This is a genomic window from Halobacillus litoralis, from assembly GCF_009856445.1.
Taxonomy (GTDB): Bacteria; Bacillota; Bacilli; order Bacillales; family Halobacillaceae; genus Halobacillus; species Halobacillus litoralis.
Genome location: NZ_WMFA01000008.1, coordinates 36,708 through 63,682, shown reverse-complemented (window position 1 = coordinate 63,682; position 26,975 = coordinate 36,708). Strand labels below are relative to the sequence as shown.

At 44.2% G+C, this 26,975-nt stretch carries 29 protein-coding genes; 3 read left to right on the top strand and 26 right to left on the bottom strand.

Annotation, left to right across the window (positions count from 1 at the left end; all coding sequences use genetic code 11):
* Positions 1-186: 186 nt before the first annotated feature.
* The 11 genes from GLW00_RS16000 to GLW00_RS15950 form a co-directional block, all read right to left on the bottom strand.
* Positions 187-1,770, bottom strand: a complete 1,584-nt coding sequence (locus GLW00_RS16000; RefSeq protein WP_160915732.1) for a BCCT family transporter — start codon at positions 1,768-1,770, stop codon at positions 187-189.
* Between the two features lie 361 nt (positions 1,771-2,131).
* Positions 2,132-2,335 carry a hypothetical protein gene (locus GLW00_RS15995; protein WP_160915731.1) on the bottom strand — a complete coding sequence of 68 codons (204 nt, stop codon included), beginning with the start codon at positions 2,333-2,335 and terminating at the stop codon, positions 2,132-2,134.
* Positions 2,336-2,491: 156 nt separating this feature from the next.
* Positions 2,492-3,526, bottom strand: a complete 1,035-nt coding sequence (locus tag GLW00_RS15990) for an HAAS signaling domain-containing protein (RefSeq protein WP_160915730.1) — start codon at positions 3,524-3,526, stop codon at positions 2,492-2,494.
* Positions 3,513-3,857, bottom strand: coding sequence for a PadR family transcriptional regulator (locus GLW00_RS15985; protein WP_160915729.1), 345 nt, complete (start codon positions 3,855-3,857; stop codon positions 3,513-3,515). Before GLW00_RS15985 ends, GLW00_RS15990 begins: the two co-directional genes overlap by 14 nt.
* 156 nt (positions 3,858-4,013) lie before the next feature.
* Complete coding sequence (locus GLW00_RS15980; protein WP_160915728.1) at positions 4,014-4,958, bottom strand: ribose-phosphate diphosphokinase; 945 nt, start codon at positions 4,956-4,958, stop codon at positions 4,014-4,016.
* Positions 4,959-5,049: 91 nt separating this feature from the next.
* A complete protein-coding gene (locus GLW00_RS15975) occupies positions 5,050-5,820 on the bottom strand; it encodes a putative hydro-lyase (protein WP_160915727.1) in 771 nt (256 codons plus the stop codon).
* Between the two features lie 95 nt (positions 5,821-5,915).
* Positions 5,916-6,569 carry a DUF429 domain-containing protein gene (locus GLW00_RS15970; RefSeq protein ID WP_160915726.1) on the bottom strand — a complete coding sequence of 218 codons (654 nt, stop codon included), beginning with the start codon at positions 6,567-6,569 and terminating at the stop codon, positions 5,916-5,918.
* Between the two features lie 352 nt (positions 6,570-6,921).
* On the bottom strand, positions 6,922-8,292 hold the full coding sequence (locus GLW00_RS15965; RefSeq protein ID WP_202412536.1) for a copper amine oxidase: 1,371 nt from the start codon (positions 8,290-8,292) through the stop codon (positions 6,922-6,924).
* A gap of 185 nt (positions 8,293-8,477) precedes the next feature.
* Positions 8,478-9,020 carry a P-loop NTPase family protein gene (locus GLW00_RS15960; RefSeq protein ID WP_439108902.1) on the bottom strand — a complete coding sequence of 181 codons (543 nt, stop codon included), beginning with the start codon at positions 9,018-9,020 and terminating at the stop codon, positions 8,478-8,480.
* A gap of 19 nt (positions 9,021-9,039) precedes the next feature.
* Positions 9,040-9,855 (bottom strand): lipid II flippase Amj family protein, encoded by an 816-nt coding sequence (locus GLW00_RS15955; RefSeq protein ID WP_160915724.1) that lies wholly within the window; start codon positions 9,853-9,855, stop codon positions 9,040-9,042.
* Positions 9,856-9,974: 119 nt separating this feature from the next.
* Positions 9,975-10,466, bottom strand: coding sequence for a GyrI-like domain-containing protein (locus tag GLW00_RS15950; protein ID WP_160915723.1), 492 nt, complete (start codon positions 10,464-10,466; stop codon positions 9,975-9,977).
* Positions 10,467-10,719: 253 nt separating this feature from the next.
* Here GLW00_RS15950 and GLW00_RS15945 point away from each other — a divergent pair, with 253 nt between their 5' ends.
* A complete protein-coding gene (locus GLW00_RS15945) occupies positions 10,720-11,439 on the top strand; it encodes a DUF4386 domain-containing protein (RefSeq protein WP_160915722.1) in 720 nt (239 codons plus the stop codon).
* Here GLW00_RS15945 and GLW00_RS15940 read toward each other — a convergent pair.
* The gene (locus GLW00_RS15940) at positions 11,419-12,006 is read right to left on the bottom strand and encodes a Crp/Fnr family transcriptional regulator (RefSeq protein ID WP_160915720.1); all 588 of its coding nucleotides are present in this window, start codon (positions 12,004-12,006) and stop codon (positions 11,419-11,421) included. The genes GLW00_RS15945 and GLW00_RS15940 overlap by 21 nt on opposite strands.
* A 285-nt stretch (positions 12,007-12,291) precedes the next feature.
* Between GLW00_RS15940 and GLW00_RS15935 the strand changes: the two genes are divergently transcribed.
* Positions 12,292-12,459 (top strand): hypothetical protein, encoded by a 168-nt coding sequence (locus tag GLW00_RS15935; RefSeq protein ID WP_160915718.1) that lies wholly within the window; start codon positions 12,292-12,294, stop codon positions 12,457-12,459.
* An 11-nt stretch (positions 12,460-12,470) separates the two neighbouring features.
* Here the strand turns inward: GLW00_RS15935 and asd are convergent, their stop codons facing one another.
* The 13 genes from asd to GLW00_RS15870 form a co-directional block, all read right to left on the bottom strand.
* Positions 12,471-13,256 carry an archaetidylserine decarboxylase gene (gene asd, locus GLW00_RS15930; RefSeq protein ID WP_160915716.1) on the bottom strand — a complete coding sequence of 262 codons (786 nt, stop codon included), beginning with the start codon at positions 13,254-13,256 and terminating at the stop codon, positions 12,471-12,473.
* A gap of 40 nt (positions 13,257-13,296) precedes the next feature.
* Positions 13,297-13,803, bottom strand: a complete 507-nt coding sequence (locus tag GLW00_RS15925) for a GNAT family N-acetyltransferase (protein ID WP_439108901.1) — start codon at positions 13,801-13,803, stop codon at positions 13,297-13,299.
* A 189-nt stretch (positions 13,804-13,992) separates the two neighbouring features.
* Positions 13,993-14,736 (bottom strand): L,D-transpeptidase family protein, encoded by a 744-nt coding sequence (locus GLW00_RS15920; protein WP_160915714.1) that lies wholly within the window; start codon positions 14,734-14,736, stop codon positions 13,993-13,995.
* A gap of 146 nt (positions 14,737-14,882) precedes the next feature.
* The gene (locus GLW00_RS15915) at positions 14,883-15,686 is read right to left on the bottom strand and encodes an anti-sigma factor (RefSeq protein WP_160915853.1); all 804 of its coding nucleotides are present in this window, start codon (positions 15,684-15,686) and stop codon (positions 14,883-14,885) included.
* Complete coding sequence (locus tag GLW00_RS15910; RefSeq protein ID WP_160915712.1) at positions 15,679-16,245, bottom strand: RNA polymerase sigma factor; 567 nt, start codon at positions 16,243-16,245, stop codon at positions 15,679-15,681. The genes GLW00_RS15915 and GLW00_RS15910 overlap by 8 nt, the downstream gene beginning before the upstream one ends.
* A gap of 165 nt (positions 16,246-16,410) precedes the next feature.
* Positions 16,411-16,731 carry a hypothetical protein gene (locus GLW00_RS15905; RefSeq protein WP_160915710.1) on the bottom strand — a complete coding sequence of 107 codons (321 nt, stop codon included), beginning with the start codon at positions 16,729-16,731 and terminating at the stop codon, positions 16,411-16,413.
* 98 nt (positions 16,732-16,829) lie between these two features.
* Positions 16,830-17,072, bottom strand: coding sequence for a hypothetical protein (locus GLW00_RS15900; protein WP_202412535.1), 243 nt, complete (start codon positions 17,070-17,072; stop codon positions 16,830-16,832).
* 116 nt (positions 17,073-17,188) lie between these two features.
* A complete protein-coding gene (locus GLW00_RS15895) occupies positions 17,189-20,152 on the bottom strand; it encodes a carbohydrate binding domain-containing protein (RefSeq protein ID WP_160915708.1) in 2,964 nt (987 codons plus the stop codon).
* A gap of 216 nt (positions 20,153-20,368) precedes the next feature.
* Entirely contained in the window at positions 20,369-21,715 is a 1,347-nt protein-coding gene (locus GLW00_RS15890; protein ID WP_160915706.1) for a GH1 family beta-glucosidase, read from the bottom strand.
* A gap of 30 nt (positions 21,716-21,745) precedes the next feature.
* A complete protein-coding gene (locus GLW00_RS15885) occupies positions 21,746-22,759 on the bottom strand; it encodes a LacI family DNA-binding transcriptional regulator (protein ID WP_160915704.1) in 1,014 nt (337 codons plus the stop codon).
* A gap of 81 nt (positions 22,760-22,840) precedes the next feature.
* Positions 22,841-23,674, bottom strand: a complete 834-nt coding sequence (locus GLW00_RS15880) for a carbohydrate ABC transporter permease (RefSeq protein ID WP_160915703.1) — start codon at positions 23,672-23,674, stop codon at positions 22,841-22,843.
* Positions 23,671-24,579 (bottom strand): carbohydrate ABC transporter permease, encoded by a 909-nt coding sequence (locus GLW00_RS15875; RefSeq protein WP_160915849.1) that lies wholly within the window; start codon positions 24,577-24,579, stop codon positions 23,671-23,673. Before GLW00_RS15875 ends, GLW00_RS15880 begins: the two co-directional genes overlap by 4 nt.
* A gap of 111 nt (positions 24,580-24,690) precedes the next feature.
* Positions 24,691-25,977 (bottom strand): ABC transporter substrate-binding protein, encoded by a 1,287-nt coding sequence (locus tag GLW00_RS15870; RefSeq protein ID WP_160915701.1) that lies wholly within the window; start codon positions 25,975-25,977, stop codon positions 24,691-24,693.
* A 318-nt stretch (positions 25,978-26,295) separates the two neighbouring features.
* Between GLW00_RS15870 and GLW00_RS15865 the strand changes: the two genes are divergently transcribed.
* Positions 26,296-26,481 (top strand): hypothetical protein, encoded by a 186-nt coding sequence (locus GLW00_RS15865; RefSeq protein WP_160915699.1) that lies wholly within the window; start codon positions 26,296-26,298, stop codon positions 26,479-26,481.
* Between the two features lie 37 nt (positions 26,482-26,518).
* Here the strand turns inward: GLW00_RS15865 and GLW00_RS15860 are convergent, their stop codons facing one another.
* The gene (locus tag GLW00_RS15860) at positions 26,519-26,914 is read right to left on the bottom strand and encodes a hypothetical protein (protein ID WP_160915697.1); all 396 of its coding nucleotides are present in this window, start codon (positions 26,912-26,914) and stop codon (positions 26,519-26,521) included.
* Positions 26,915-26,975 lie beyond the last annotated feature (61 nt).

Below are 26,975 nucleotides of genomic sequence, written 5' to 3'. Positions count from 1 at the left end.
TTTTAAAAATCCTCTTGTTATTTTATGTGTATGAACTAGACACACAGCTCTTCACATCCAGTTGAGATTTTTTCAACGGGTTAACATCCATCTTATGAGGTACGACAAGATTCAGGTTCGTATATAGATGAAAAACCGCTATTCTATCGATTTTCAGAGATAGAATAGCGGCTTTTTTTATTTCATTTATGATGTCTTCCGTTCTTTTCCCTCAACAGATGCAGGTTTACTACTTTCCGTAATCAGCCCTTGTTCCTCTGCCATCCGTTTTGCAACTTTCGGTGCCAGCCAGACAGGTGGCAGCAATAGCAAGGAAACCGGAACAGCGGTAACGACGATGAAGTTTTGCAGCGTTTGAATACTGCTTTCCCCAATACCGAGAAGGGTTGCAGCGATTCCCCCGAACAACAGCGCCCAAAACACACGAAGGACACGTGGCGGGTGAGTATCACCTGTAATCGTAACTGCGACGGAATAAGACATTGAATCGGCCGTTGTCGCGACGAAGATAATCGTCACCATTAAGAATCCAGCAGCCATGACCATGCCGAATGGTACTTGTTCCATAATCGCCATCACGGCGGCAGGCATGCCTGTTTCATTCAAAGCCGTGGAGACCGCTCCAGGTGATTCCAATTCGTAAAACAAACCAGATCCTCCGACAACGGCAAACCAGAAATTACTCACAATCGGAGCGATGATGGCTACAGCAAGAATCAGCTCACGGATGGTACGACCTCTCGAAATCCGGCTGATGAACATCGCCATCGCCGGTCCGAAACCGAGGAACCAGCCCCAGAAAAACACGGTCCAATAACCAAGCCAGCCGCTGTCACCGCGATAAAGACTCATACGCAGGAAATTCTGGATTTGAAAGGCTTCTGCTGCGATGAATGAATCGATGATGAACATGGTCGGTCCTAAGATGAGCATACCGATCATTAGGACAACGGCAAAACCGACGTTCAGACGGCTCAGCAGTTGAATCCCTTTATCCACGCCGGAAGCAGCAGAAATCGCAGCGATTGTCACAAGGAAAATAATCACCAGTGACTGCGTGAACAGCGTATCCGGAATGTTGAATAAATAATTGAGCGCATAACCGACTTGCAATCCTAAGAAGCCGATCGGTCCAATTGTTCCAGCGGCTACGGCAATGACAGATACAATATCCGCGGTAGCACCGATGACACTTTTTTTATTAAAGATCTTTTCTCCGACCATCGGATACAAAATCGCCCTTGGCTTCAATGGATACCCTTTATGATAGTGTGCATACATGAGGACAATCGTAGCTACAGTACCTAAACACGCCCACGCGGTAAAGCCCCAGTGGAAAAAGCTCTGGGCTAAACCAGGGACCACGGCCTGTGCACTTGTCATTCCCTCATCAGCGAAAAGTGGTGGCGTCGTTAAGAAATGGTAGATCGGTTCTCCGGCTGCCCAGAAAACACCTCCACTCGCAAGCAATGTGCAAAGGATCATAGAGACCCAGCGGAACCAGCTATTCTCCGGCCGGTCCAATTTTCCTAACTTCACTTTTCCATATTTAGATAAGGCCAGCGAAACGCCCACTACGAAAGTAGCCAGTAGCAGCAGCTGCCAAAAGGCACCGAAGAATGTAACAGAAAAGTCGAACGAGCTTGAGATCCATTCTCCCATCAGGTCTTTATTCAAGAGCGACAAGAGTAAAAATAAGACGAGAAAGCCCCCGCTGATGCTGAATGTGATCCAGTCAATTCTCGTTCTCCTATTCGTTTTTTCGTTCATTATTTTCCTCCTAGGTTTTTTTAACCTGTGATAGTTAATGTATTTTTAAATCTATGACGGATTTACAATGGCTTTGTTCTTTAGACGTTCAGAAAACGAATACTCCTCTTGTTCTGAGACTTTTTTTAACACATAGGGATTAATTATAGAGATGTTCGTACAACTCGTCAAATGGAAGTGAAGCAAGGATTGATAGGATGTGAAAGCATTTGACAGCTGAGGCACCCTAATTTCCTGTGAGCCATAAATCTATAAGGTCATGGGGGCTGGCCCCTGCATTTCATAGAAAAAAGCAGCTCATGGTGTGCATGAGCTGCTTTTTTTAGGTACAATCCTATTCAATCACATGGAATGTTGAACCTTACTCTGTATGGCATTCAAAGGAGTAGCTGATCGCTAAAAAACTACTTTCCACTTCTGGAGTCCCTCCGATGTCATAACATTGATTACTAGCGTTGTCGATTTCTTTGCTATTGAAGTAGGACTGCGTGCCTACTAAGAAAATACCCATAAGGATCGTTATTGTACATAGTGTGGATACTACCCATTTTGTCCTATATTCCATGGTCATTTCCCCCTCTATTCCTAGCCCGGTACGAGTGCTATATTTTTGTTGCTCCTTAACCAACTGTTTCCCTTTATCTTAACATCAATAGGAATATTTTGGGTAATACACCAAAAAGATGACCCTGAACAAATCGGGTCACCTTTTTACTCCACCTTATTTTACGAATTCATGATTTAACTTCGTCTTCTTCACGCCTCTTTTGTATTTGATGAATCCATCTATGATGTTCCATAAAGAAAAAATGATGAAGATCGCGGCTATTCTCCAAGCCAGACCATTCTCGACTTGAGCTGAATTCCATTGGAAAAGATCCGAAATATAGTTGATAAATGACGAAGCGAACAGCTTTTCATCTGTAATGATCCAAACGAATATCCCTATGGATACGCCTTCTTGAATAGTATTGAACCACATGATGCCCTTGCTCCATTCTCCCTTCAATAGCTTATAGAGAGCCAATGCAATTTCCAGCCCGATCACGAGAACGACTCCGGGCCAATAGCTGAGCAGGACTTCCTGGTTCAGAGCCGGGGTAATGAAGGTCAGTTCTTCTCCTTGGTTTTCATAGATTCCTAACAATTGATCCGCGTGGAAGTAGACCGTTCCCCAAATCGCTGTCCAAAGAAATGCTCCATAAACTTCCCACTGGGAAATCGAACGTCTCCTCGGGGCACGAGCAACTTTTTTCAAATCTGTGGGTGTCCATTTTTTGCGCGGAGACCTTCGTTCTTCATCTTCTATACCGATGTCCACACGTTCGATCAGGGCGAAAATGATCGTGACCCAAAAAAATACTTGCATGCCGACGGAAATCACTCGCCAGACGCCCTCACCGACAATGGCGAGGATCATCGTAATCACGTTGCCTTCCTCCACCGTCCCCAAAATATTCTCAGCGACGAGAGTGATTAATGAAATCGTAATCGCGATCGGCAGGATCATTTTTATAAGGGAGATATAGGTATCATAATAACGAGGACCGATCAGATGCATCGGCTTCTCACTGTATCCATGGGCAAGCTTTACAGGATCGCCCAATCCCTGAAGCACTCCTTTGACATCTTCCTCTGAAGGGTTCTCAGGAAGCATATCCTCGATCGTCGATCGGATTTCAAGCAAAATGTCTTCCCGGTTCTTCTCTGGCAGCCGGCGTTCAACTTCCTGTAAATAGACATCAATCCATTTCATTGTTCTCCTCCTCCAATAAGCGGAACAATTCATTCGTCGCTTTTTTCCATTCTTCCTTCAACGTTTGAAAAACATTTTCCCCATAAACACTCAATACATAATACTTCCGGGGGCGGGACTCTGTAGTATCCCAGCTGCTCGTGACCAGGTCTTTTTTTTCCAACCGGCGAAGCAAAGGGTAAAGCGTACTTTGGTCAATGGTGATGCCTGAATCTTCTAATCGTTTTACGAGAGAGTACCCATATTGCGGCGTCCGCAGCTGACTTAGGACCGCCAACGTCAGGTTCCCCCTCCGCTGTTCGGTCAGCAATGAGTTCAGTAGTTGACTCAAAATCTTCACTCCTCTATATACTGTACGACAAACACTATCTACACTTAGTATATGTCATACAGTATTGTATGTGCAACTGTATTTTCATAGATCTATAATAATTGTTCAAACAAAAAAAGCACCTCTTCGGAAAGAGGTGCATTTGAACATTAAAAATTAATCAAACAGGACACTCACGGAATGCTCGTGCTGGACGCGGAGCAACGCATCTGCGAGCAGAGGCGCAACAGAAAGCACGGTCATTTTATCAATCTGTTTTTCTTCCGGCTGGAAGATGGAATTCGTGATGACCAATTCTTTGATTGGAGACTGCTCAATTTTAATGACGGCCGGATCGGATAATACCGCGTGCGTACCGCAGGCATAGATATCATTGACGCCATTTTCATGGAGAATATCGGCAGCTACAGTCACGGTACCTGCTGTATCCATCATATCATCGACGATGATGACATTTTTGCCTTCCACTTCTCCGACAACGTCACGGACTTCTGGTTCCCCGGGTTCTGCTTTTCGTTTATCGATGAACGCAAGAGGGGCATCAAGGATGTTCGCCATCTTTCTTACACGGTTTAAACCGCTTGTATTAGGAGCGACAACAACAAGGTCTTCGATGTCTTTCGTTTTGAAGTACTCTCCCAGGATCGGGATTCCCTGCAGCTGATCAACCGGAATGTTGAAGAAACCTTGGATCTGCGGGGCATGCAAGTCCAAAGAGATGACTCTGTCAGCTCCTGCCTTCTCCAGAAGGTTGGCAATCAATTTCGCTGTGATCGGTTCACGGGCACGTGCTTTGCGGTCCTGGCGAGCATACCCGTAATAAGGAATGACCACATTGATCGTCTTAGCGGAAGCGCGCTTCAAGGCGTCGACCATGATCAACATTTCCATCACATGCTCATTGACCGGCTGGGAGGTGGACTGAATCAGGTAGATATCGTCACCGCGCACACTTTCTTCGATATTGATCTGCACTTCTCCATCACTGAAACGGACGACTTTACTCTTCCCTAAAGGAACTTCCAGGATCTCTGCTATTTCCTGAGCCAATGGTTCATTGGAGTTTAATGTAAAAAGCTTCATCTGAGATTGTGTATCCATATGTATCGCTCCTGTTTTGTAAAGGTTTTGTTAAGAAAAACTTATCACTACAGGGGCTTTGTTGCAAGTTCGGAATCTTGTTTGGTAAGAGTTACCCATTTTCATAATTCGGATCCAATTGATCGGTAATCAACATATGACCCGGAGCATGGGTAATCATGATTGGTGGCTTCGCTTGAAGCGCCGCATTTTGTGGGGTCACCCCGCACGCCCAAAAAACAGGCGTCGCTTCTGCAGCGTCGAATTCGACGGCTTCTCCATAATCCGGATTCTCAAGATCCTTGATTCCGATTTCTTCCGGGGCCCCGATATGGACAGGACTGCCGTGTGATTGTTCAAATCGTTCGGATATGGCAAGGGCCTGATCGACTAAATCGTTCGGGATCGCCCGCATACTGACGACCATATTCCCTTTGAAAATTCCGGCAGGCTCGAGCGGTATGGTTGTGTCGAACATAGGAACGACTTTTTTTTGCTGCTGGTGGAACAAAGGGATTCCTCCATCAAGGAGCGCTTTTTCAAAAGTGAAACTACAGCCGATGAGAAACGTTACGAAATCATCCTGCCATACGTCGGAGATGTTCAGGACTTCTTCTGAAAACTTTCCATCACGGTAAATGCGGTAACGCGGCAGGTCGGTCCGGATATCCGCCTCCGCCACTTTCGGTTCGGTCTGCCCCGCTTCCATTACTTCGACCAAGGGGCAAGGCTTCGGATTCCTCATGCAGAACAACAAAAAATCGAAGGCATACGCTTTCGGGAGGGTCACCATATTGGTTTGAATATATCCTTCACATAAACCGGATGTTGTACCGGTGTTTTCTTCGTTTCGAATGGATGTTCTTTCTTTCAATGGTTTCATGTTGATTGTGTCTCCTTTCCTATTTAAAACTTCCTAGTCATTTAAGGCCCCCACTCTTGCAGGGAGCGAGTGTTCATTTACGCCATTTGAAGGTATCAACAACAAAATTCATAAGGGTGAAGAGGCGGGCATGCCCTGAACAGCCAGGCGGGTTCGTGGTCAGGATCCTGCCAGTGCCAGGCCGCAAGAGCAGCTGCACAAGCGTCGATGGTGTGAGATTCTTCAGCCATTCTTTCCGGTACACCCAGCATTTGTTGTGAATCGAACCATGTTCTTATTCTTTTACGAATCGAGTGGTCCTGTTTGTAGTAAAGCACATCATCGATATTTTCCATTCTTGCTCCCAGGGCGGCTCCAGGATGGACTTCCACGAGATGAATCTCATATGGCGTGGAAAGGCGTTCAATTTCTCTCGTGATCCGGATCCCTCTCAAGGATAAGTACACCATGCGCATCATCGTCGGCGGCATGATGGAGGCCCCTTTCATACCCAGCTCAGTTACAAAGCTTCTCAAGGCTTTGTCGCTTTCCCTGTCTCCTCCCCCGTCTTCATAGGATAATGGAGCGTCTATCCCTATCGTGACGGAATCTCTATTCGCTAAAGACTCTATGTATGTAAGTAAACCATGGTCATTCACAGGTGTTTCATGTTGTTCATAATAAAGCTTGTCTCCCTGCTTCTGAAAATGAACGAGTACGGTGTCTTTCGTGTTACTGGGTCCCGATAAGTCCAAGCCTATGTATTGCATCTGCGGACCTCCTTCAAATGACGCTGGTTATGAGAGGGTAATTAATATTGGATGGACACTTTTCTAATCTGTAGTGAAAGTTAGATGATTATCGACCATCATAACATGATTCATAGGAATAGATCAGTTTTTTCAGAAAACGGCCTTCTTTCCCTTGAAGACAGCCGAAAAAAAACAGGCATCTATATGAAAATAGATACCTGTTAACCCTCCCCCTGTGCAAGTGAATAGGTTAAATAATCATCCATGTGAGAGACCAGAAACCTTGTTGACCATGACAAAGCCTTCTGTAAATAATGGAAATATCTGTATGACCTGGTGTGGTAAATTCAGTAAATAAAATAACTAACTTTTAGGCATTGTTTTTGCTTTTGCGTACGCCGATCATTGCGGCGAATAGGACGGCTGCCATACTTGCGAAAGCGATCATCCAAGCGTTCAATCCCTCATCTGCCGTTCCACCAAGACCTGTGTCCGGCATTTCAGAAGGCATGTCTGAGGCGAACATGTCCGGGTTTTGCGCGACGATGGCACCAGATAGTCCTTCACCTACCCCATACATGTGAGCATACGCTTCACGAAGCTGATCATAAGCAGCATCAAAGTCACCATCTACATAACTGTCAAACGATCCTGTCAATTGGTTTACGTGCATTTGAAGGCCTTCAGCAGTCGCTTCTGCTTCTAATCCACCTTCTGTCGCTGTATCAAGGAACTCGGAGAAATCTGCACGGTAACCGTCGAGAGCCGTCAGTGCTTGTTCTTTGGCTTCTTCATCTCCGGCCCCTGTCGCTTCTACATAGTCAACGAAGTATCCAATATGCTCAGACCACATATCTTCAAACTGCTGTCCGGCTTCATCGCCATAAACAGAAGTGATAGCCGCTGTCAGGTCCTCGGTATTATTGCTGAGCGCAGCTGCAGCATTTTCAAAGTCCTCCGCACCATCTCCGCCTTTTTGCATCGCAAGGACGGCAAGGGCTGCGTGCTCAGATAGCAGATGGTTCAAGTCTGCACGAAGATCAGCCGCCGGTGTCGCTGGATTCGTGTTTTCGAATTTATCAGGGAATTGGTCCGTAATCGCAGTGGATAGACCTTTTCCTACTCCATACATATGGTCGATACTCGTGCGTAGTTTTTGATAGGCTTCATCAAAGTCGCCTTCTTCATAATTGTCAAAAGCACCGATCAGCTGATTGACGTGCATTTGCAGACCTTCAGCCAGAGAGGATGCTTCTAAGCGCTCACCTGTTGCTGTTTCCAGGAACATGGAGAAATCTTCACGATAGTCATCCAAGTTACTCAACGCTTCTTCACGTCCAGCTTCATCTTCTTCAGCTGTCGCTTTCACGTAGTCTACAAAATATCCGATATGTTCAGACCACATCGATTCGAACTTCTGGCCAGCTTCGTCTCCATAAACGGAAGCAATCGCTGCGGTCAAATCCTGTGTATTTCCTTCAAGAGCTGCTGCCGCTGCATCAAAATCCTCGGCTCCCTCAATCCCCTTCTGCATCGTTACAACGGCAAGGTAGGCGTGCTCGGAAAGGGATTGATCAAGGGTTGCGCGTAAATCAGCAGCCGGCGTCGATACCGTTACATCTGACATTTTTTCGTGATCTCCGTGATCATCGGCGAATGTAACCGTGGCTGTCGGCAACATAAGTGCTGCAGACATCGGCAAAGCGATTAAAGACTTTTTCCAATTGATTTGTTTTTTCATTTCCAACCACTCCTCTTAATTTTGATTTCACTAAGCTAACGAGAGGAGATGCAATTTGGATCACAAAAAAACACAAAAAGTTTTAAAAAAGGCTACAACCCTTGTTATATCAACAAATATTTCTTCATAAAAAAAGAAAACCACCATTTTCCTGTGGCTTTCCATAGGCGCTTTCAAAAGCTGCATCACTTATTTTCTACTGAAGAATTCGATCGAAGAGAAGTTAGTCTCTGATCCAACTCTTTAATTGTACTCACCTTGAGCACTTTATCTTGAACTTCCTCAAAAGCTTGAAAAAAGTGTGGTTTCCCGTTTTCTTCAAAATACTTATTCCACTTGAACATCTTAAGGAAGATTCGGAAGGTAGGTGTATAATGAGCGTTCTCCAAACGTAACTTTTGTAAAATGAACCGCTTGATAATCCGGTAAGTCCGGACATTGTAGTTCGTATCGAGGAAAATGATGACATCCGCATGACGGAAACTTTCTTCCACCCACCACTCATTGTGGACACCTTCCATGATCCATCCTTCCATCCCGACAATACCCTTCAAGTACTCGGCCCTCTCCTCTTCTGTTCTTCGAATATCGCCCGACTGGTGCCTCTTCCAAACGACATTATCCAGCTCATGATAAGGAAGGTTCAACTCTCCAGATAGCTTTCTTGCCAAAGTCGTCTTCCCACTCGCAACCGAACCGATGATATGTATTTTCTTTATGTCTCCCACCAAACTCCCCCTTTTCCCATTACACGATAAACTTTGTGAACCAGGCAATGTATTTTGCACCCGGGATGAAAACGAGCTGCGCCAAAAGCGTTCCGAACAGTCTGGATGTGATCATCATAAGCGATAAATTTTTCAGTTTACTATAATCTCCCTTTTTATTAATAACATCATCGGCCATGACGGAGATTTTAGGATCAACGAAAATGACTAATAGAATAGTGGCGATTCCGTTAATCAAACCAGAAGCCATGATGGCTGTAGAGGCTCTTTCTGGAACCAGCAGGGCCGCGTACAATGCTGACAAAACACCCACGGTATAAATCGATGTCACAATCATATTGTTGAAAAACAACCGCTTCGGGATATGGTCCAATGAAAAACCCTTCAGGTACTTTCTGTTGGGAAGGTGGATTTGGTGCAACCCTCTTTTTATGTATTCGATGGAAAAAAGCATCCGAAACAAGGAAGGGATCGATCCCCCTTTTTCTGATAAACGAATGATCGACCGTGAAAACAAGGCCACAAAGGTCGGAAGTAAAATCATCCCGAGAATCGTCCCCACCGTGGAGGCTCCCAAAATGACCCTGTATTGACTTTCTACAAAGGAGAGAGGATCTGCCGCGGGAGCGGTGTCAATCAAACTCCCCGTAAACGGCTGCTGCATCATATTGGCCATCCTTGAGACAATGACCATCAAGTTGAACAGAGATAGCGCAGAAGCGATCAATCCTACTCTTGCTCCTGATAATCGCACCGCATAAGCCAGGGTTTCTATGGTATGGATCACTAAAATGAATAAAGCAATATAGAGGACTTTCACTGTAACAAATTCCATACTACGACTCCTCATCCTTACATATGCCTGCCTCCTGAGAGGAAGACTTCAACTGAAATGAACGAAATTCACAAAAGAACCCTTCATTTAATCATCCTTGCAGAGCCATGCTTCCATACTTATTCGTGCACCGCTTTAACAGGAATCCATACTTCCTCCACAGCTTCAGGATCAGCTGGATAATAGTCAATGGTGAAGCGTTCGAAATGCGCCCTGTCATCCAAATCGTAGGCAGAAGCTGGGAGCCACTCTTCAAATATGTACTGCAACGTTTGATTGAAACGATCAGCAGGACCTCGATGCAAAAATACGGCATACAACCCTCCCTTTAAAACAAGGGTTTCCATCCCAGGGTCCTCATTATGAGTTCGTGGCAAAACCTCCACAGCTGCCCACTTCACAAAAGGGGTGGAAGGATGAAATTGTTTTGGGTCGAATCCTTGATCAAAAACTTTCAGGTTGTAAAGCCTTTCATCCACACGATCCGGAATGGATTGCCGGTGAGGCATAAAACTTTTCCAAAGCTCCTGGGTAGCGTCTTCAGCCAGGGTCATCCGGATTGATTTACCGACCATTTTCTTTTCCTCCAGTACAATCATTTTCGGTTCCATTCATTCACCTCCCTTTCATTTGCTTTTGCACCATTCGAACTCATTCTACATCAGATGCCAGAATCCTCCATCAAAACCAATTCGATAATCACGAACCAATCATTTTTTTAAAGACTGAGTATCAAACATTTCCATTGAGATGATCAATATTGATGGGCAACATCTGGCTACTCTTTTGAATCTATTGACTTAAGTCAATGTGGGATTTCGCAGGCCGGCGTACAATTAGATCAAACAGACAAGGAGGTTTATAATGAAAACAGTTAAAAGAAAGGAAGATTTCCAACCAAAACCAGCAATGATAGCCGGCTTAAGTTTGATGCTGATGACCATTGCTGCTTTCTTCTCCTATGGATACGCGCACAGCTCATTGGTCATCTACGAAGACGCAGCAAAAACGTATGACCTCCTGCGGCCTTCACTTTCCTTATTTCATATGGAAATCGCCGGCTGGGGCGTTATTATTCTTACTGATCTCATCGTAGCCTGGGCACTTTATAAAGTCTTGAAACCTATCCATCCCCTTTACGCATTACTGGTAGGAGTTCTCCGTCTCTTCTACACGATCATCCTTGCCATGGCTGTCTTCCATCTAGTGATTGTAAGCCGGATCATTCTAGACAATTCAGGTACAGTTGAACAAGTGATGGACAGTCTTCTTCTTTTTGAGAAATTCTGGTCGATAGGACTGATCGTATTCGGATTTCACTTGATCATGGTGGGCATTTTGGCTCTAAAAGCTCCTTTTATTCCCAAATGGATAAGTATTTTGTTAATCATAGCGGGAGTAAGCTATACTTTGATCCATTCCATGTACAATGGACTTCCTCAATATGAGACTATGACAGCTGACATGGAGATCTTTTTAAGCCTTCCTATGATGATTGGCGAATTAGGACTCGGGATCTGGCTGTTCTTCAAAGGAATCCAGACTCTACACAACTCCCGACCTTCATATTTGGGAGCTTCCTAACCGCTTCTTGATGCGACTCAGGGATTCAGGCGTTATCCCCAGGTAGCTGGCCAGCTGATGCTGTGGGACCCTTTTTAACAATTCTGGCCTGTTTTCAAGAATGGATTGATACCGCTCTTCTGGAGTGGATGAAATGAATGCCGCAAAATGATCATGGATTTCACCCATGTCGCCCTCCACCATTTTGAGGATCATCGTTTCAAGACCTGGATTGGTGTCGTACACCACCTGCTCTTCAGATAAATCACCTACGACCAGGACACAATCTTCAACGCATTCCAATGAATATTTGGAAGGTTGATCAGATAATCCATGTGGATGGAAGATGGTTACACTCTGTTCTTCCGTATAAAATTCGACGGTCGTTTCTTTTCCGGATTCGCTCACAGCAAACTTACGGATACAACCTTTTAAAATAAAGAAACACTGCTCAGTGACCTCCCCCTGTTGCAACAACACCGTCCCTTTATTGAATGGAGTGATAACGACATCAGAAGCGACCTTATCCAATTCCGCTTCACTCCGATCACTATATTTTTTCATATAATTGATGAGGATCTCCTTCATAAGCCTTTTCCTCTCCGTCTTTTCTTTTATACTAATCTAGCACTTCATTCTATTATGGGAACATTCTTCCTTTCTATTGGTTCTAAAAGCAGACGATGTTAAAGTTAACTATCAGTGATCAGTCTTTAATAAATGCTCTTCCATCATCAACCGCAACAGTTCTGTAGAATAATCACCTGACGTAAAATAAAGAATCATCGTTATCGAGAGATCTGTTTCATCCAACTTTAAAGAACAATTTAGATTAGTGCCATTGCAGAAATTTTTATCCAAGGGGGATAATCTATGGACCTGTTTTTATTTATTATCATCATTGTTGGCTTAACCTTCTTATTTTTAGGATTTGTCATCAACTTCGACTTGAAAAAGAAGAAACTCGAACTGGAAGAAAAAAAGGTGGAGTTGGAAAAACAAAAGCTGGAACTCAATAATCAAGGTCAAGGGGAAGAATAAACAAGCTTTTCCTATACTTTTGATTTTACAGCCAATGGTTCTCCAGCCTTGACATAACGTTGGATTTTCAAACCCGGCTGAAAGTTCACTTTTCCATTTTCGAACAAAAGCACAACGGTTGAACCGAAACTGAAAAAGCCGACTTCTTCTCCTTTTCTCAGCCTGGAGTAGGGATGGATCCATTCAATGGTATTGACCCACATGGCACCTATTTTAATAAACGCCATGTACATCCCTTCCTCCAGCTTCATTTCTGTAATGATACGATAATTGGTTGATAGGGGTGATTTCCCCAAAGTTAAACCCCATTTGTTTACAGGGGAGGACTTCCCACCAAGGTCAAACTGTTTTTCAACAACGGCATGAGCTGGAGAATGAATCCGGTGATAGTCGCTCGGGCTGAGATACAGAACAAGAAACAATCCATTCCGGTAGCGTGTCATCATTTCCTCATCCCTCAGCAAGTCTTGGATAGAATAAGAGATTCCTTTCACTTGAATCCTCTTATCCTGTACTTCACCGAACTGCTCCACTCGGGCGTCCACAGGACTAACAATTTCCTCTTCCAAACCCTTCACGGCCCGTGCGCCTTCTTTCAATTCTCTGATAAAAAACTCCTCCAATGAGGTGAAATCCTTCAATGGTTTATTCAATTCTCCCGTAGGAACTTCAAACAGTTTCACGTAAAGAGGAATCAACCGCCTGCTTAAGGAAGAGCGGCTTAATTTACGTATAAACCTGCCAAACGTTTTGGAATTGAACATACGAATGATGCCCCGGTATACATACGTTTTCACTAGACTCCCCCTTAATATGAATAATCATCCCCCTGGACTTTCAACGCTGTTCGCTTGGAATTAAAGTATAAATGCATTGCGTTTCACCAAAACGAGTAATCGTCTTATCTAATTTCATCCCTGCTTTTTCTAAGAGCCTGCAGGAATAAACATTGGCCATCTGTGTTTCAGCCGTAAGTTTTTGAAGGTTGAGCTCATGAAAAGCATAAGCTGCGACTTCTTTCACAATTTCTGAGCCGTACCCTTTCCCCCACCAACGGGGCAGGAATTGATAGGAAAGCTCGATATTCTCCCCATACTGATGAGGATCAAGGGAAACGAAACCGATGAAATGTTGAGTGCCTTTCTCCCGGACTACTAAATACAAGGAGTTTCCTTCACCTTCTGAATTCCGGATGCCCTCAAAAAGCGCAGGAAGGCTTTCCTCATCACGCGGCCCTCCGAGGTACTTCCTGACTACGGGACTTAAGTAAAGCTCTTTGACTTCTTCAAAATCTTTCTGCTGTATCTCTTTCATCACTGTTCGATCTGTCGTTAACACATCCATCTCCCCCTTTACTTCTGTTCATAATAGCGTAATGAAATGATCCTTCTCTTGATTATAGGACGCTTCTATTATGTAAAAAGTTACAATTCCATGGACTTTTTTCCAACATAAAGAAAGAAGCTAAATACTCCAAGGAATGTTTAGCTCCTGAAAATCGTTGTTCATGCATTGTAAAATGTTCTTCTTCGCCTATTTACTGAATAATGCTTTCCTTGTCTTTGGCCCCACGATTCCATCAGCTTCCAACCCCTTAGAAGTTTGAAACTTCTTCACAGCTTTTAAGGTCTGCGGACCAAAACTTCCATCAGCTGTGATCCCGAGCTTCTTCTGAAGAATGACCACGGAAGATCCTTTGCTTCCATACCTTAACGTTTCATCAAAGAATTCGTAGCCTGCAACTGCTTTATTGGCCCCCACACCATACTTTTGTGCTAAAGACGTGAATGAGGAAGAGGAACTTGTGATATAAACAGGGATATGTTTATCCGCACGTTCAAACAACCAGATGACATCTTCGTTATACATGCGAATACAACCACTGGAGGCGTAGGTTCCGATGGAGGATGGTGCATTCGTTCCATGGATGCCGTACATATTTCCAGAGGTATGCCCCCAGTCACCCGGCACTTTTATGCCAAGCCATCTTGCACCCAGAGGATTCCTGGGGTCACCGCCTGGGATGCCTTCTTTATACCATGGCCTGTTTTTCACTTTATTGACAAGAGAAAACTTACCTTCCGGCGTCATAGCTCTCGTTCTTCCTGTTGCTACAGGAAACACTTTCTGAAGGGTTCCACCTTCATAAAAAGCCAGTTGATTATTACTTTTGTTAATAATAATGGCTTCCTTCTCAGCAGCCTCCGCAGGCTTTACCATCAAACATGATCCCAGTAACAACATCGCAAGTATGAACACAAGTTTTCTAATCCCCATTTTCTTTCCTCCATTACTCCCTTAATGAATATGGCAACATTATACTCCCGGGAGCGAGGCAATCCTTGTCGAACGGAGCTGTCGAAATAAAGAAATTTTCTAGAAATTAAAGAAGGGCGGCTCCATGAGCCCCCTTCCATGCCTTCCTATAGTTCCGCCTGTAAAACAACTTCACCTTCAGGAAGCTGGTTATTCGGTTGTGGTTCTTTGGTGATGGCGATTGCATCCCAGGATTTCTGATTTTCTTCATCAATCCGGAAAGTCACCGCACCGTTACCTTCCCCATCTGTTGTAAAAGCACCGGCCGGTTCAGGATTTTCCCCTTCAATCAGCCACACTTGATAGACCTGGTCCCCTTCAAGTTCACTCAACTCTTCCACTTGGACAAGCAGTTCAGAACCGATGCTGCGATCAACAAGGGTCGCGACTCCGGATCCTGCTTCACCTGTTGAGGCAAGCTGCGTCCGCTCGGTTGGTGTCACCGTATCTCCATTCTCACTTTCACGATCCTCGAGTTCAGATAGAGCGACTTGGAGATCAGAAAGATTCGACTCAAGATCTTCATTTTGTGTAGAAAGCTCTTGAAGCTGCAGACCTGCAAAAATATTTCCACCTACAGACAGGAGGAGACCTGCGGCCAATGCACCAGCCCAAACCTTCCACTTGTTCGGCTTTTCAGGCGAAATCATGGTGGGCTGTCTGTCTTCTGTTTCATAGGTTTGTTCTTCTTCATCTTTGAAAACACCATCCAGGACACGTTCTCGCATACCGGCGGGAGGTGCCGCTTCTTTCATATAGGCAGGGAGGTCTCCCATCAGGTTCTCCAATTCCTGCACTTCTTCCTGACAGTCGGGACACTCCCGTAAATGCTGTTCGAATTCTTTTTTCTCTCTATCTGTTAACTGGTCATTCAAATAATCAAGGACATTCTCGCATTGTTTGTCATTCATCGGTGGTCCCCCCTTTCTCATCCAAATGCTCGCGCAATTTTTTCAATGCGAGCCGGACCCGTCCTTTGACTGTACCAAGGGGAATGTCACATTTCTCAGCGATTTCCCGTTGTGATAATCCCTGAAAATAAAAAAGGCAGATCATACGTTGTTGTTCGTCCGGTAATGTGTCGATGGCATTCCGCAACTGGTCGCGTTCCTCTTTATCTGTGACGACTTCCTCGACACCGGGCATTTCTTCATGCACGGAATCTCTTTGATCCCATTCCACTTCCTGAACTTTCTTTTTTCTGATCAAGTCGATGGAAGCATTTCTCGTGATGGTCAACAGCCAGCTTGAGAACTTGCCGCGTTCCTTCACATAATGACCTGCCCCTTTGCCTCTCCACAACTTGATGAAAACATCCTGCATCACTTCTTCTGCGGCCTGCTGATCTTTCATCATTCGATAAGCAAAAGAATATAATAATTTCTCATATCGGTTGTAGAGGGTTTCGAGAGCAGCTTTATCTTGATTACGGATTTGTTCGTAAAGCTCATAGTCCGTCGGTTTGCTCATTCAAATTCCCCTTTTTATGCCATGGTCTCTTTAGTATATCTTTTTAAAGGAGATTCTTCACGTTTCACAAAGCATACGAAAAGAAAAGGGGATTGGATCATTTTTTATAAAATTCTCCTGCCCATGTTTTGCAGCTTTACAAAAAAACACCCTGGACAGGTGTTTTCATTGATTCTCGTATTTTAAATAATTATAGTGCGTAGTTGGTATTCTATTGAGGACCTTTCCATCTCGATCTTTGTAAACTTCGTATTCCCGATATGCTTCCACTTTCGTTCCATCCACCACCTTCGTCCCTTCATAGACGAGTTCCAACTCCAGATTCATGGGGGTATCATGTTCCTCCTGTGCCACAGCTTCTGTTTCACTTTCTTCCGTACTGATTGGATAATGGGAAGGCTCTTCTGGTTTCATCCGGGGAGACTCCATATAACCGATTAAAGCAAAAATTCCCAAAAGGATTAAGAAAGAATACATCTTCTTCATAAAATCGACCTCCACAAAAGTCTATGTACAAGCATCTTATGCATGCGCTCATGAAAAAAGGAACTCCCCGGCATGGAAAGTTCCTTTTTTCTATCCATTTAGTAGTGAAACCCACCATGACTATGGTGATAACCTCCGTACCATGGGTTGTAACTCCCATGTCCTTGATGATATCCATAGCCGGGCGAGTAGGTGCTGTGCCCGTGTTCATAGCCGTAACCTGGAGAATATGTCCCTTGACCATGGTGATATCCGTAACCGGGAATGTACGTGCCGTGGCCATGATGGTACCCATCCCCAGGGATATAGGTGCCGTGACCATGATGATAGACTCGATCCAAACCGATCGCCCCTTCCTTTCCCTCTCATTAGCCTATGTGGAGCGGAATCTGTTGGTCTGGGCAATTTTTTCATAAAAAAATAGACACGCTCTTATAGAAAGAGCGTGTCTACCCCATTATTTCGCTTCAAGATTTACATTATCGATATAGATATCATGGGAATCTGCAAATTGTCCCATTAAGAATTTCAAAGATGCGACATCATCTTTACCCATCTCAAACTCAAAGTCATAACGCTCCATGTCTTCAGTTAAAGAGACCTTTTGACTGAGGAAGCGCGTATAAGCCGCGTTCTCGATCGTCACCTCGATCTCTCTCGCTATGGTTGATCTAGCATCAAAAGATAAGGTGTAGGTGCCCCCTTTGCTAAGAACAAGACCAGGCTGCTCGGCTAAAACACTCCATGCTTCATTGCCCGCATTTTCTATCGCTACTTTGAGTTCTTCATCCACAACTTCAATATTCGCACTCGCATCAAAGTGAATATACTTGGACCACGATTCCATTCCTTGTGAAAAATCACCATTTTGGAAATTGATCGGAGCAACGATGACCGACGTTTGAATCATACGAACGTTATCTAACGTCACATCCCCGTCTTCTCCCCCTAAAAGAAACCTCAGCTGGCCGACTTCACCAGACAACTCCTGGGGCAGTTGGAATTCCAACGTATGACTCGACATTTCTTTCGTCAAGGAAACCGCTTCTTCACTGAAGTATTGGACAGAACCATCTTCACTGACCACTTCTACTTGAAGGCTTCTTGCTTCTGATGCCTTCGCATCGAAGGTCAATTTGTATTCCTGATTCTCAGCAAGCGGAATGCCGCCTTGAGTAAATAGGATGTCTTCGGATTGTTGACCGGAATCTTGAACGGTAATTTCAGCTTTTCGCGTTGACTCCGGTACAACGACACTGGCATCCGCACCATTTTGCGAGGACAGTTCCCAATAGTTGAGACGCGTCATATCCCCCTGGTCGAAAGTACCGTTATAAATGAGGTTGCCATCACCGAGAGCCGGCTTCGAAGTGTCCTCTCCGATTTGATCGGTAATATCCTCCACTCGTACATTGCCCATCCATACAGGTGCAGTTCCATTGCCACCCAGATTGAATTCCAGACGCGCGGCTAAATCTGTATCCTGTTTAAACGTAAATGTATAGTCATAAGACTGAAGGTTCTCCGTCAACTCCACCGTTTTTTCACCAGAGTAATTCGCATAACCTCTTTCGGATCCACCGGATACTTTTGACATGATGTTCCGGGTCGTATTGGATTTTGCATCAAACGACACCTTGTACGTGTGTCCTTTTAGAACCGGAAGCTTTTGAATTTGCTGCAAAGACCACAGCGCATTCCCCGGATTTGTAATTTCCGTTTTTGCATAATTTTCTCCATCTACATCTTCAATGGTCAGATTTCCCTGTCCTTGGAAATCTGGAAGCTTAAGGAAATTCCAATAGGTTGGATCGAGCGTTTTTTCTGGGGAATCTACCACAGTTATCTCTTTTTCATAATTCTGATCATAGATGAAGTTCCCATCTTCTAGTGGCTGCTTGGCATCTTCCGGAAGTGTCTCCTCTTCCACGACAGGTTCGACCGGCTCTCTGTAATCTCTTCCCGTCAATTCATACACGCGCACATAGTCGACTTCCATTTTGCCTGGGAATTCTGTCGTTTCATCTGGATCACCACCGTACCATCCGCCGACAGCAAGGTTCAGGATCATATAGAATTCCTGATCAAACGGAGCAGGATACGCATACTGATCCCCTTGATTTGTCCCTTTACTGAACCAATCATTCAAGGTTTGGTAAAGTTCTCCATCTACGTACCAGCGAATCTCTCCTGGTTCCCATTCGACGGAATACGTATGATAGTCGGTAAAGTCTTCTCCTTCAGGGAAGTGATACTCTTTACCTGTGTACGTATTATTCGGCCATTCTTCACCATAGTGAATCGTTCCTCCGATGTTACTCGTGTCGCCCCCAGCGGCTTCCATAATGTCGATTTCTCCGGAAGTCGGCCACGGTCCATACACATCATCCTCCGGCATCATCCAGAATGCCGGCCAGAAACCTTGACCTTCAGGAAGTTTCATTTTCGCTTCGAATTTACCGTACTTCTTACTGAAGAGACCTTTGGTTTTCAGTTTGGCAGATGTATAATCATAGCTTCCAAACTCATCTGTAACCGGTTCTTCTTCCTTCTTCGCTTTGATGACTAAGTGGCCATCTTCGGTATAGGAGTTTTCGCTGGAATCGGTATAATATTCTTTCTCATTGTTACCCCAGCCAGCAGCGACACCATCTCCGTTTTCATCGACAATCCAGTTACCTATGTCATACGTCCACTTGTCTGAATCGATTTCTTCTGCTAAAAATTCATCGTTCCACACTAGCGACCAATCCGAAGCCTGATCTGCAGCATCGTATACGATAACTTTGTTCAAGTCAGTATCCACTGTAGACACTTCGTTTTGAATCTTTTCGTTAATATAAACCGTCCCGGAAACGGTTACATTTTCCAGAAGGATGTTATTACCGTTGGCAATGATCAAATCACCACCGAAAGTAGAATCTGAGATCGTTACACCAGAGGCATTGATCCAACCATTTACTTTAATGTCCTGACCTGTGTATTCTCCTTCTTCATGATAGTAAGCATCCACGAATCCACTCACTAATTGAAGGACGTCTTTACGTTTCACCGGCTTACTGGAACCGTCCCAGGCATCCAGTTTTCCTTCCAGTTGATAAGGAAGAAATTCAATTAAAACGTTCTTCGCTTCCTCCTGCTTTATGGCAGAACGAAGGTTGATGTCAGAGCCAGCTGCTTCTTTTGTTTTTTGAACAGCCTCTTCCTCAGCCACGCCAAACCAATGACTTAATACAACAGAATACTCTTCATAACTCATGGAGGCGTTTTCATTTTTCTTGTTGTTTAATCCATCGAACAGTCCCGTTTCATACCATCCTTGTCCAGTAGACCTTTTGCTGTCTGACTTTTCAGCCTGCACAGACGTGAAACTTCCTAAAACGATAAACAGCACCATAAAACAATAAAAGGTTTTCTTCAATCTGTCTCCTCCTTTGATATTTAAAAACTAGGTGTGATTATCCTCTATGATGATTTTCTTGGCTGAACACCTTAATCATTCAACGATAGGTTCCAATTTCGAGACTGTCGGTTGGAGAGTGTAGCGGCTGATTTCATCCAGTAATGGAAGGAGGGAATACTCCCTCCTTATTAAACTGTTGATTACGAAACCGGTTTCCATATCGATCAAAAAATTTTATCTTTCAAAGCTGTGATTTTCCACCGTGTTCTTGTACCAATAGTAACTATCTTTTCTTGTGCGTTCGAACGTATCGAAATTCACATGAATGATTCCGAACCTTTTCTCATAACCTTCTGCCCATTCGAAATTATCAAGAAGGGACCACACGATATACCCGACGATTGGTACGCCAGCTTCCATTGCGCGGTTTAGAGCAGTCAGGTGTTGTTTAAGGTAATCCACGCGTTCTTTGTCGTGTACTTTTCCATCTTCTGCTACCTCATGGTTATAGCAGGCGCCATTTTCCGTGATGTAAATAGGGACATCCCCGTATGTCTGATGAAGGTCTGTAAGGGTCTTGTAAAAGCCTTCCCCATAAATCGGCCAGCCGATATCTGTGCGGCGTTCATCGAGTGCGATTTCTTCGACTTGGAACAATCCGCCGTCTTCCTTGTAGCGGCCAAGACTCCCTGAATAATAATTAATCCCCATCATATCGATTGGCTGGGAGATGATTTCAAGGTCGCCCTCTTCCATGTTCAAGGTTGCATCGTGCTTAGCAAACAAATTCACCAGAGTTTCTGGATATGTACCTTTGAACACGGGATCCATAAACCATTCTTTCTGCCACATCATCCCGCGTTTACACGCATCCACATCTTCTTGTTTCGGGCTGTATGGCTCAAGCCATCCCATGTTGGGGGCATATCCGATTTCTCCATCCGGAACGAGCGTGCGGAACGATTGGACCGCTTTCCCGTGAGCGAGCAACAAGTGATGGGAAACATCCACAGCCGCTTGTAAACTCGTTTTTCCTGGAGCGTGGACACCTTCATAGTTTGATAAGAAGGATGCGCACCATGGTTCGTTGATCGTCAGCCACTTTTTCACCTGACCGCCGAATTCCTGGAACATCGCGTTTGCATAAGCCAGGAATGCCTCCGTCGTGTCACGGTTTTCCCAGCCACCTTCTTCCTGAAGGACTTGAGGAAGATCCCAGTGATAAAGTGTAATCATCGGCTCAATTCCGTTATCAATCAGTTCTTGAATCAGGTTTCGATAATACTCGACACCTTCCGGGTTCAGTTCTCCTGTCCCTTCAGGAATGACACGGGACCATGAAATTGAAAAGCGATACATGTCGACACCCAGATCCTTCAAGTGCTGGACATCTTCTTTATACATATGGTAGCTGTTGCATGCGTGATCGCCATGATCGCCGTTCTTCACATTGCCGGGGGTGTGGGAGAACACATCCCAAATGGATGGTGTGCGTCCTCCTTCCTTTGCGGCTCCTTCAATCTGGTAGGAAGCTGTCGCTGCTCCCCATTTTAATTTGTCAGGAAATTGAATCGTTGTCATTGCCTTTACCTCCAGTTAATCTTTAGGAGTCTAGCGTTCTTTCGTAGATGCACGTGGTACCAGCTCCGGGTCCACTTTGACATCCTGGATGTCGTGATCATCCTTGATCAAATCTTCCAGCATGTACGCCGCTAGTTTTCCTAGTTTTTGTTTATCTTGCTTTACAGTCGTCAGTGGTGGATCACTGTAACGGCAGGCCTCGATATCATCGCAACCGACCAATTGGATATCTTCGGGAACCGACAATCCTTCTTCCTTGATGGCTTTCAATGCGCCTAGGGCCATCATATCGGAAGCTGCGAAAACCGCGTCTGGAAGCTGGTCTCCTTTCAGAATCTCCTTCATTCCTTCATATCCACTTTCTTCGAAAAAGTCGCCGTAATAGATCCAGTCTTTATGGATGGGAAGTCCGAATTGATTCATGGCATCAATAAAGCCGATGTTCCGGATACTTGACACGAGGGAATCCTGCTTCCCTCCGATGTACGCGATCTTGCGGACTTTGTTCAAATAAAGATACTCCACGACTTTCGCACCGATTTTTGCGTTGTCTGTCATAATGTAGCTGGACCTCGGACCCTCGAGCTTCAAGTCAATCCCAATGCATGGAATCTCACTTTTCGCAATGTCATGAACCGCCTCTTCAATTTCATCACCAGCGATGACCAGGCATCCATCGACATGGAAATGCTTACACCTTTCCAGGTACTTGCTTTCCCCTTTATAAAATTTTTCATTTGAGAATAGCAGCAAGTCATACCCTAATGCCCCTACGGCTCTCTTAAATGAATTGACGACTTCATTGAAAAAGGGGTGTGTAAAATCGACATTAATCTTACCGGCATAAATCAAACCGATCAGATTCGATTTTTTCGTAGCCAGAGACTTGGCTGAAAATGTAGGTTGATATTTTGTATCTTCGATAATTTTATAGACTTTCTTCCGCGTCGATTCACTGATGCCTCCATAATTGTTGATGATTTTAGAAACAGTGGCTGGAGAAACACCTGCCATTTTTGCTATGTCACGTATTGTTAAATCCATATCTTGTTCTCTCCTTAAAAAGCTAGCCGCTCTGTGATTACCATCTATTGTATCAACAATTCATAGAGGTTGGCATAAGATTTACTTGATCGACCCTTCTGTAATACTTGAAATGAACCAGCGATTGAAAATCAGGAAAATGATGATCAATGGAACGGTTGCCCAGAATACACCTGAAAGCAGCATACCGAAGTCAACACGGAACGCATTGTTCAATGAAGCAAGCGCTACTTGCAATGTGTAGGATGCTGGATCACGCAATACCGTAAACTGCCATAAAAATTCTCCCCATACAAGCGTGAATACGATGATTCCTAATGTTGCAAACGCCGGCTTGATGATCGGAAGCACAACACTCCGGAAAATTCTGAAGTTCGAGCAGCCATCAAGTTTCGCCGCTTCCATCAACTCATCAGGTACAGACTCGCTGATGTATTGGCGCATTAAGAAGATGCCCAATGGATTCAGTAAGAACAGCACGCCTGCCCCAAGCAACGTATCCAACCATCCTAATTGAGAAACCAGATAGAACTGTGGAATCAATCCCAATTGAGGAGGGATCACCATCGTCAAAAGGATCAGGATGAAGAAAAAGTTTTTACCTGGGAACTCGAACTTCGCAAAGGCGAATCCAGCCAGAGAACTGATCAATAATACCGCGAGGGTTACTGTGGTACATAATAGGATCGTATTCCACATGGCCTGAAAGAATGGAATCGTATCCAGGACTTTCATAAAGTTTTGGACTAGTTGGTCACCCGGCAGAAGTGTCGGCGGAATGGAATTGTAAGCAGCACTCGGCTGGGTCGCCATAACAAACATCCAATAGAATGGAAAAATGGATAAGATGGAAGCGATCCATAAGATGATGTAAACGGGAAGCGTCCCTTTTTTCAATCCTTTAGATTTTCTCATTTCTTAAACGCCCTCCTTTTCTGCTTACGACCGACACCAGAAGTCAACCACGTATTCAAAGCTGCTGCACCGACAATGATAATGAGTAACAATACAGCTGTTGCTGATGCTGTACCGAATGAACCTAAGTTGAAGGCATCACGATATAGATACATTACGACGGTCATGGCTTCATCACGGTTGAAAGCAGAAGATCCAAGGAATACCGCTGGTTCCGCGAACAATTGCAAGGCACCTACGGTAGACATGAAAACCGTCAGGATGATGAATGGTTTCAGCATCGGAATGGTAATATGAAAGAACTGCTGAACCTTGCCGGCACCGTCGATGGTTGCTGCTTCATACAAGTCTTTCGGAATACTTTGCAAGCCTGCTAGATAGATGATGGTGTTATAGCCGACCCATCGCCAGAAAACCATCAAGGAAATCGCGATTTTTGCTCCCCACTCGGAAGTTTTCCAGCTGACAGGATCAACCCCGAATAGACCGATTACATAGTTAGCGAGAGCTGTCTCACTACTACTGAAAAACACTCCGAACACTAATGCCACAGCTACCATAGACGTGATGTAAGGCATAAAGATCGTCACACGGAAAAAGTTTGTGAAACGAATGACGGCCATATTCAGGAAGTAGGCCAAAATAATTCCTACGATCAATTGTGGAGCTGTTCCCATTAAACCGATGATGACAGTATTATAAAGAGACTTCCAAAACAACGGATCCTGAAGGACGACCACGAAATTCTTCAATCCAACAAAGTCCATCTCCCCGAGACCGTTCCAATCCTGAAAGGCCAATACGATACTAAAAACAGCTGGATAAAGACCGATGATTCCAAAAATGATGAAAAAGGGTGCAATATATAAATATCCAGACAGCATATCTTTTTTCTTTTCAGACATTTGGGTAGTGGATTTCACTTTTGAGGCATGCTGACGTTTTTGTACGTTCTCCACTCTATTCCCTCCTTTATGTAGGAGGGCCGGATGGAATCCATCCAGCCCATAAAACCTTTAGCGACTCACTAAACCTTCAATACGTTCGACAGCTGCTTCCCATTCTTTTTCAGGGTCTGCACCTTCTTGAACATTTCTTAAAGCTGTCAGTACTTCATTGTTTACCGTTACATATTTCGGTCCTTTGTACACTTCTGGAATTTCTTTTGCCGCTTCGGCAAAGTAAGCAGCTGTGTTCTGTCCGCCGAAATACTCATCGGAGTTGTTTACGAATTCTTCCATTTCGTACACTTCTGGAGCAGATGGGAACAAACCACTTTCTACGAAGGATTCTAATTGGTTCTCTGGAGAAAGCATCCATTTAGCGAATTTGTAAGCTTCTTCACTATGTTTCGTTTCAGAAGGAATCGCTACATATGAACCTCCCCAGTTTCCGGCGAAGTCTGTTGGAAGTGTCGTAACTCTCCATTTACCTGCGCCTTCTGGTGCGTTTTCAGTCATGTAACCTTTCAACCAGGCCGGTGCCATTTCAACCGCAAATCCACCTTGGTTCAAGGCATTCGCCCACTCCGGTGTCCACATTTCGAATGAACCTACGACACCTTTATCATGAAGTTCAACCGCATAGTCATACGCTTCTTTTACTCCGTTATCTGCTTCACCGATCAATAGTTCACCATCACGGTTGAAGTAGCTGACTTCAAGAGCATCCATGTTTGCACGGAATGCCATTTCCATACTGTCGACCATTGGTTTTCCTGTTTTATCTAAAACGGTGGTCGCTGCATCTGCAAATTGTTCAGGAGTGGAAATCATTTCACTGACTTTATCAGGATCTGTCGGTAGTCCAGCTTCTTCAAATACTTCTGTGTGGAAGTACATCGCTTTCGGACCTATGTCTGTCGGTAAGCCGAACAAGAAATCTCCTTCTCCATTTTCAGCCATCTTCCATTTCCAATCTAAGTATTGATCTTGAATTTCATCCGCACCTAAGTCGTATAAGTTAACAAAGCGATCCTGCGCTTCGCGGTAACGGTCCAACTGATCGACTTCGATCATCGTCAAATCCGGAGCCCCTGTTCCAGCTGAAATCGATGTGAACAAGCTATCGTGGTGATCGCCAAGCTCAGAGTTTTTGATATTGATTTTGACATTTGGATTCTCTTTTTCATATTCTTTCGCTAAATCTTCATAGTTGGTAGCACCGAAAACCCAGAAATCAAGGGTGACTTTGCCTTCACCATCACCTGAAGCCGAGTCTTCCTCGCCACTGCTACACGCATAAAGGAACATCGATAAGACTAACAACATAACGACGAATAAATTCTTTTTCACTTTCACCATTCCTTTCGTATTCCTGTCTAATTTCTCTTCCCCCTACATTAACGAAACCGGTTTCGTTAATGTTTAAAAAAAATCAATTGATTTAGTAGGTTAGCTTGATTATATCGACAAATGTATCCGTTTTCAATGGTTTTTTTAAATTTTTTCACAATTAAACCTAGTTTTTAGTAAACCGGTTTCCTTATATTTCTTATGAAGGATTTATTTCGTTTATTACATGGAACAGTTCCTTAGACGCATTTCTTGTCATAACAGCATGAAAGCCGAGCAAAAGGGAATAGAGTATTGTAAGCCAAAAACATCGAGGAGGAAAGAAATATGTTATGGCTCTTACTATTCATTCCAATCGTATTGATCGCTATCTCCCTCTACTTCGCCCGAAAAAGAAAAGCTCAGCCTCATGTCAATATGGCCAATGAAGACAAAAAAGCCTATGAAGAAATATATTATGACCAGGGAGCTGCCAAAAAATCAGCAGACCCTAAACATACAAAACCATTTTAAAAAGCACAAAAAACGGAAGCTCTTCAGCTTCCGTTTTTCAATGCTCATGAGAGGAATGGGAACCTTCTCCCAGCAGAAACTTTTCCAAATCCTCAATATGGGGAGTTCTGAAAACAATTTCTTTTGTATCTAAAACGATAAATTGTGGCAGCTCATCGATATTCAAAAGTTTTTTATAATCATAAGGTTCCTCCGGCACTTCCTTTAGAACGTTGAAAGAATAGAGTCTGTTCTCCCAGACTTCCGGATCGCTGAACATTTGGTTGATTTCGCTTTGGAAGGCTTCCAAAGAACCCTTTTCACTATTAAATGCCAACACACTATAACGACCTTCTACCCCTGACGTTATTTCGTCCATCAGCTCCTCTTTTTCTGAGCTGCAACCGGCAAGAAGGACAAACATACCAAACATAAAAACGAGAAACGTCCTCAAGTTCTCTCCCCCTCTATGGCACATACTCTACCGATCCTTCTATTAATAAAAAGGGTTACCT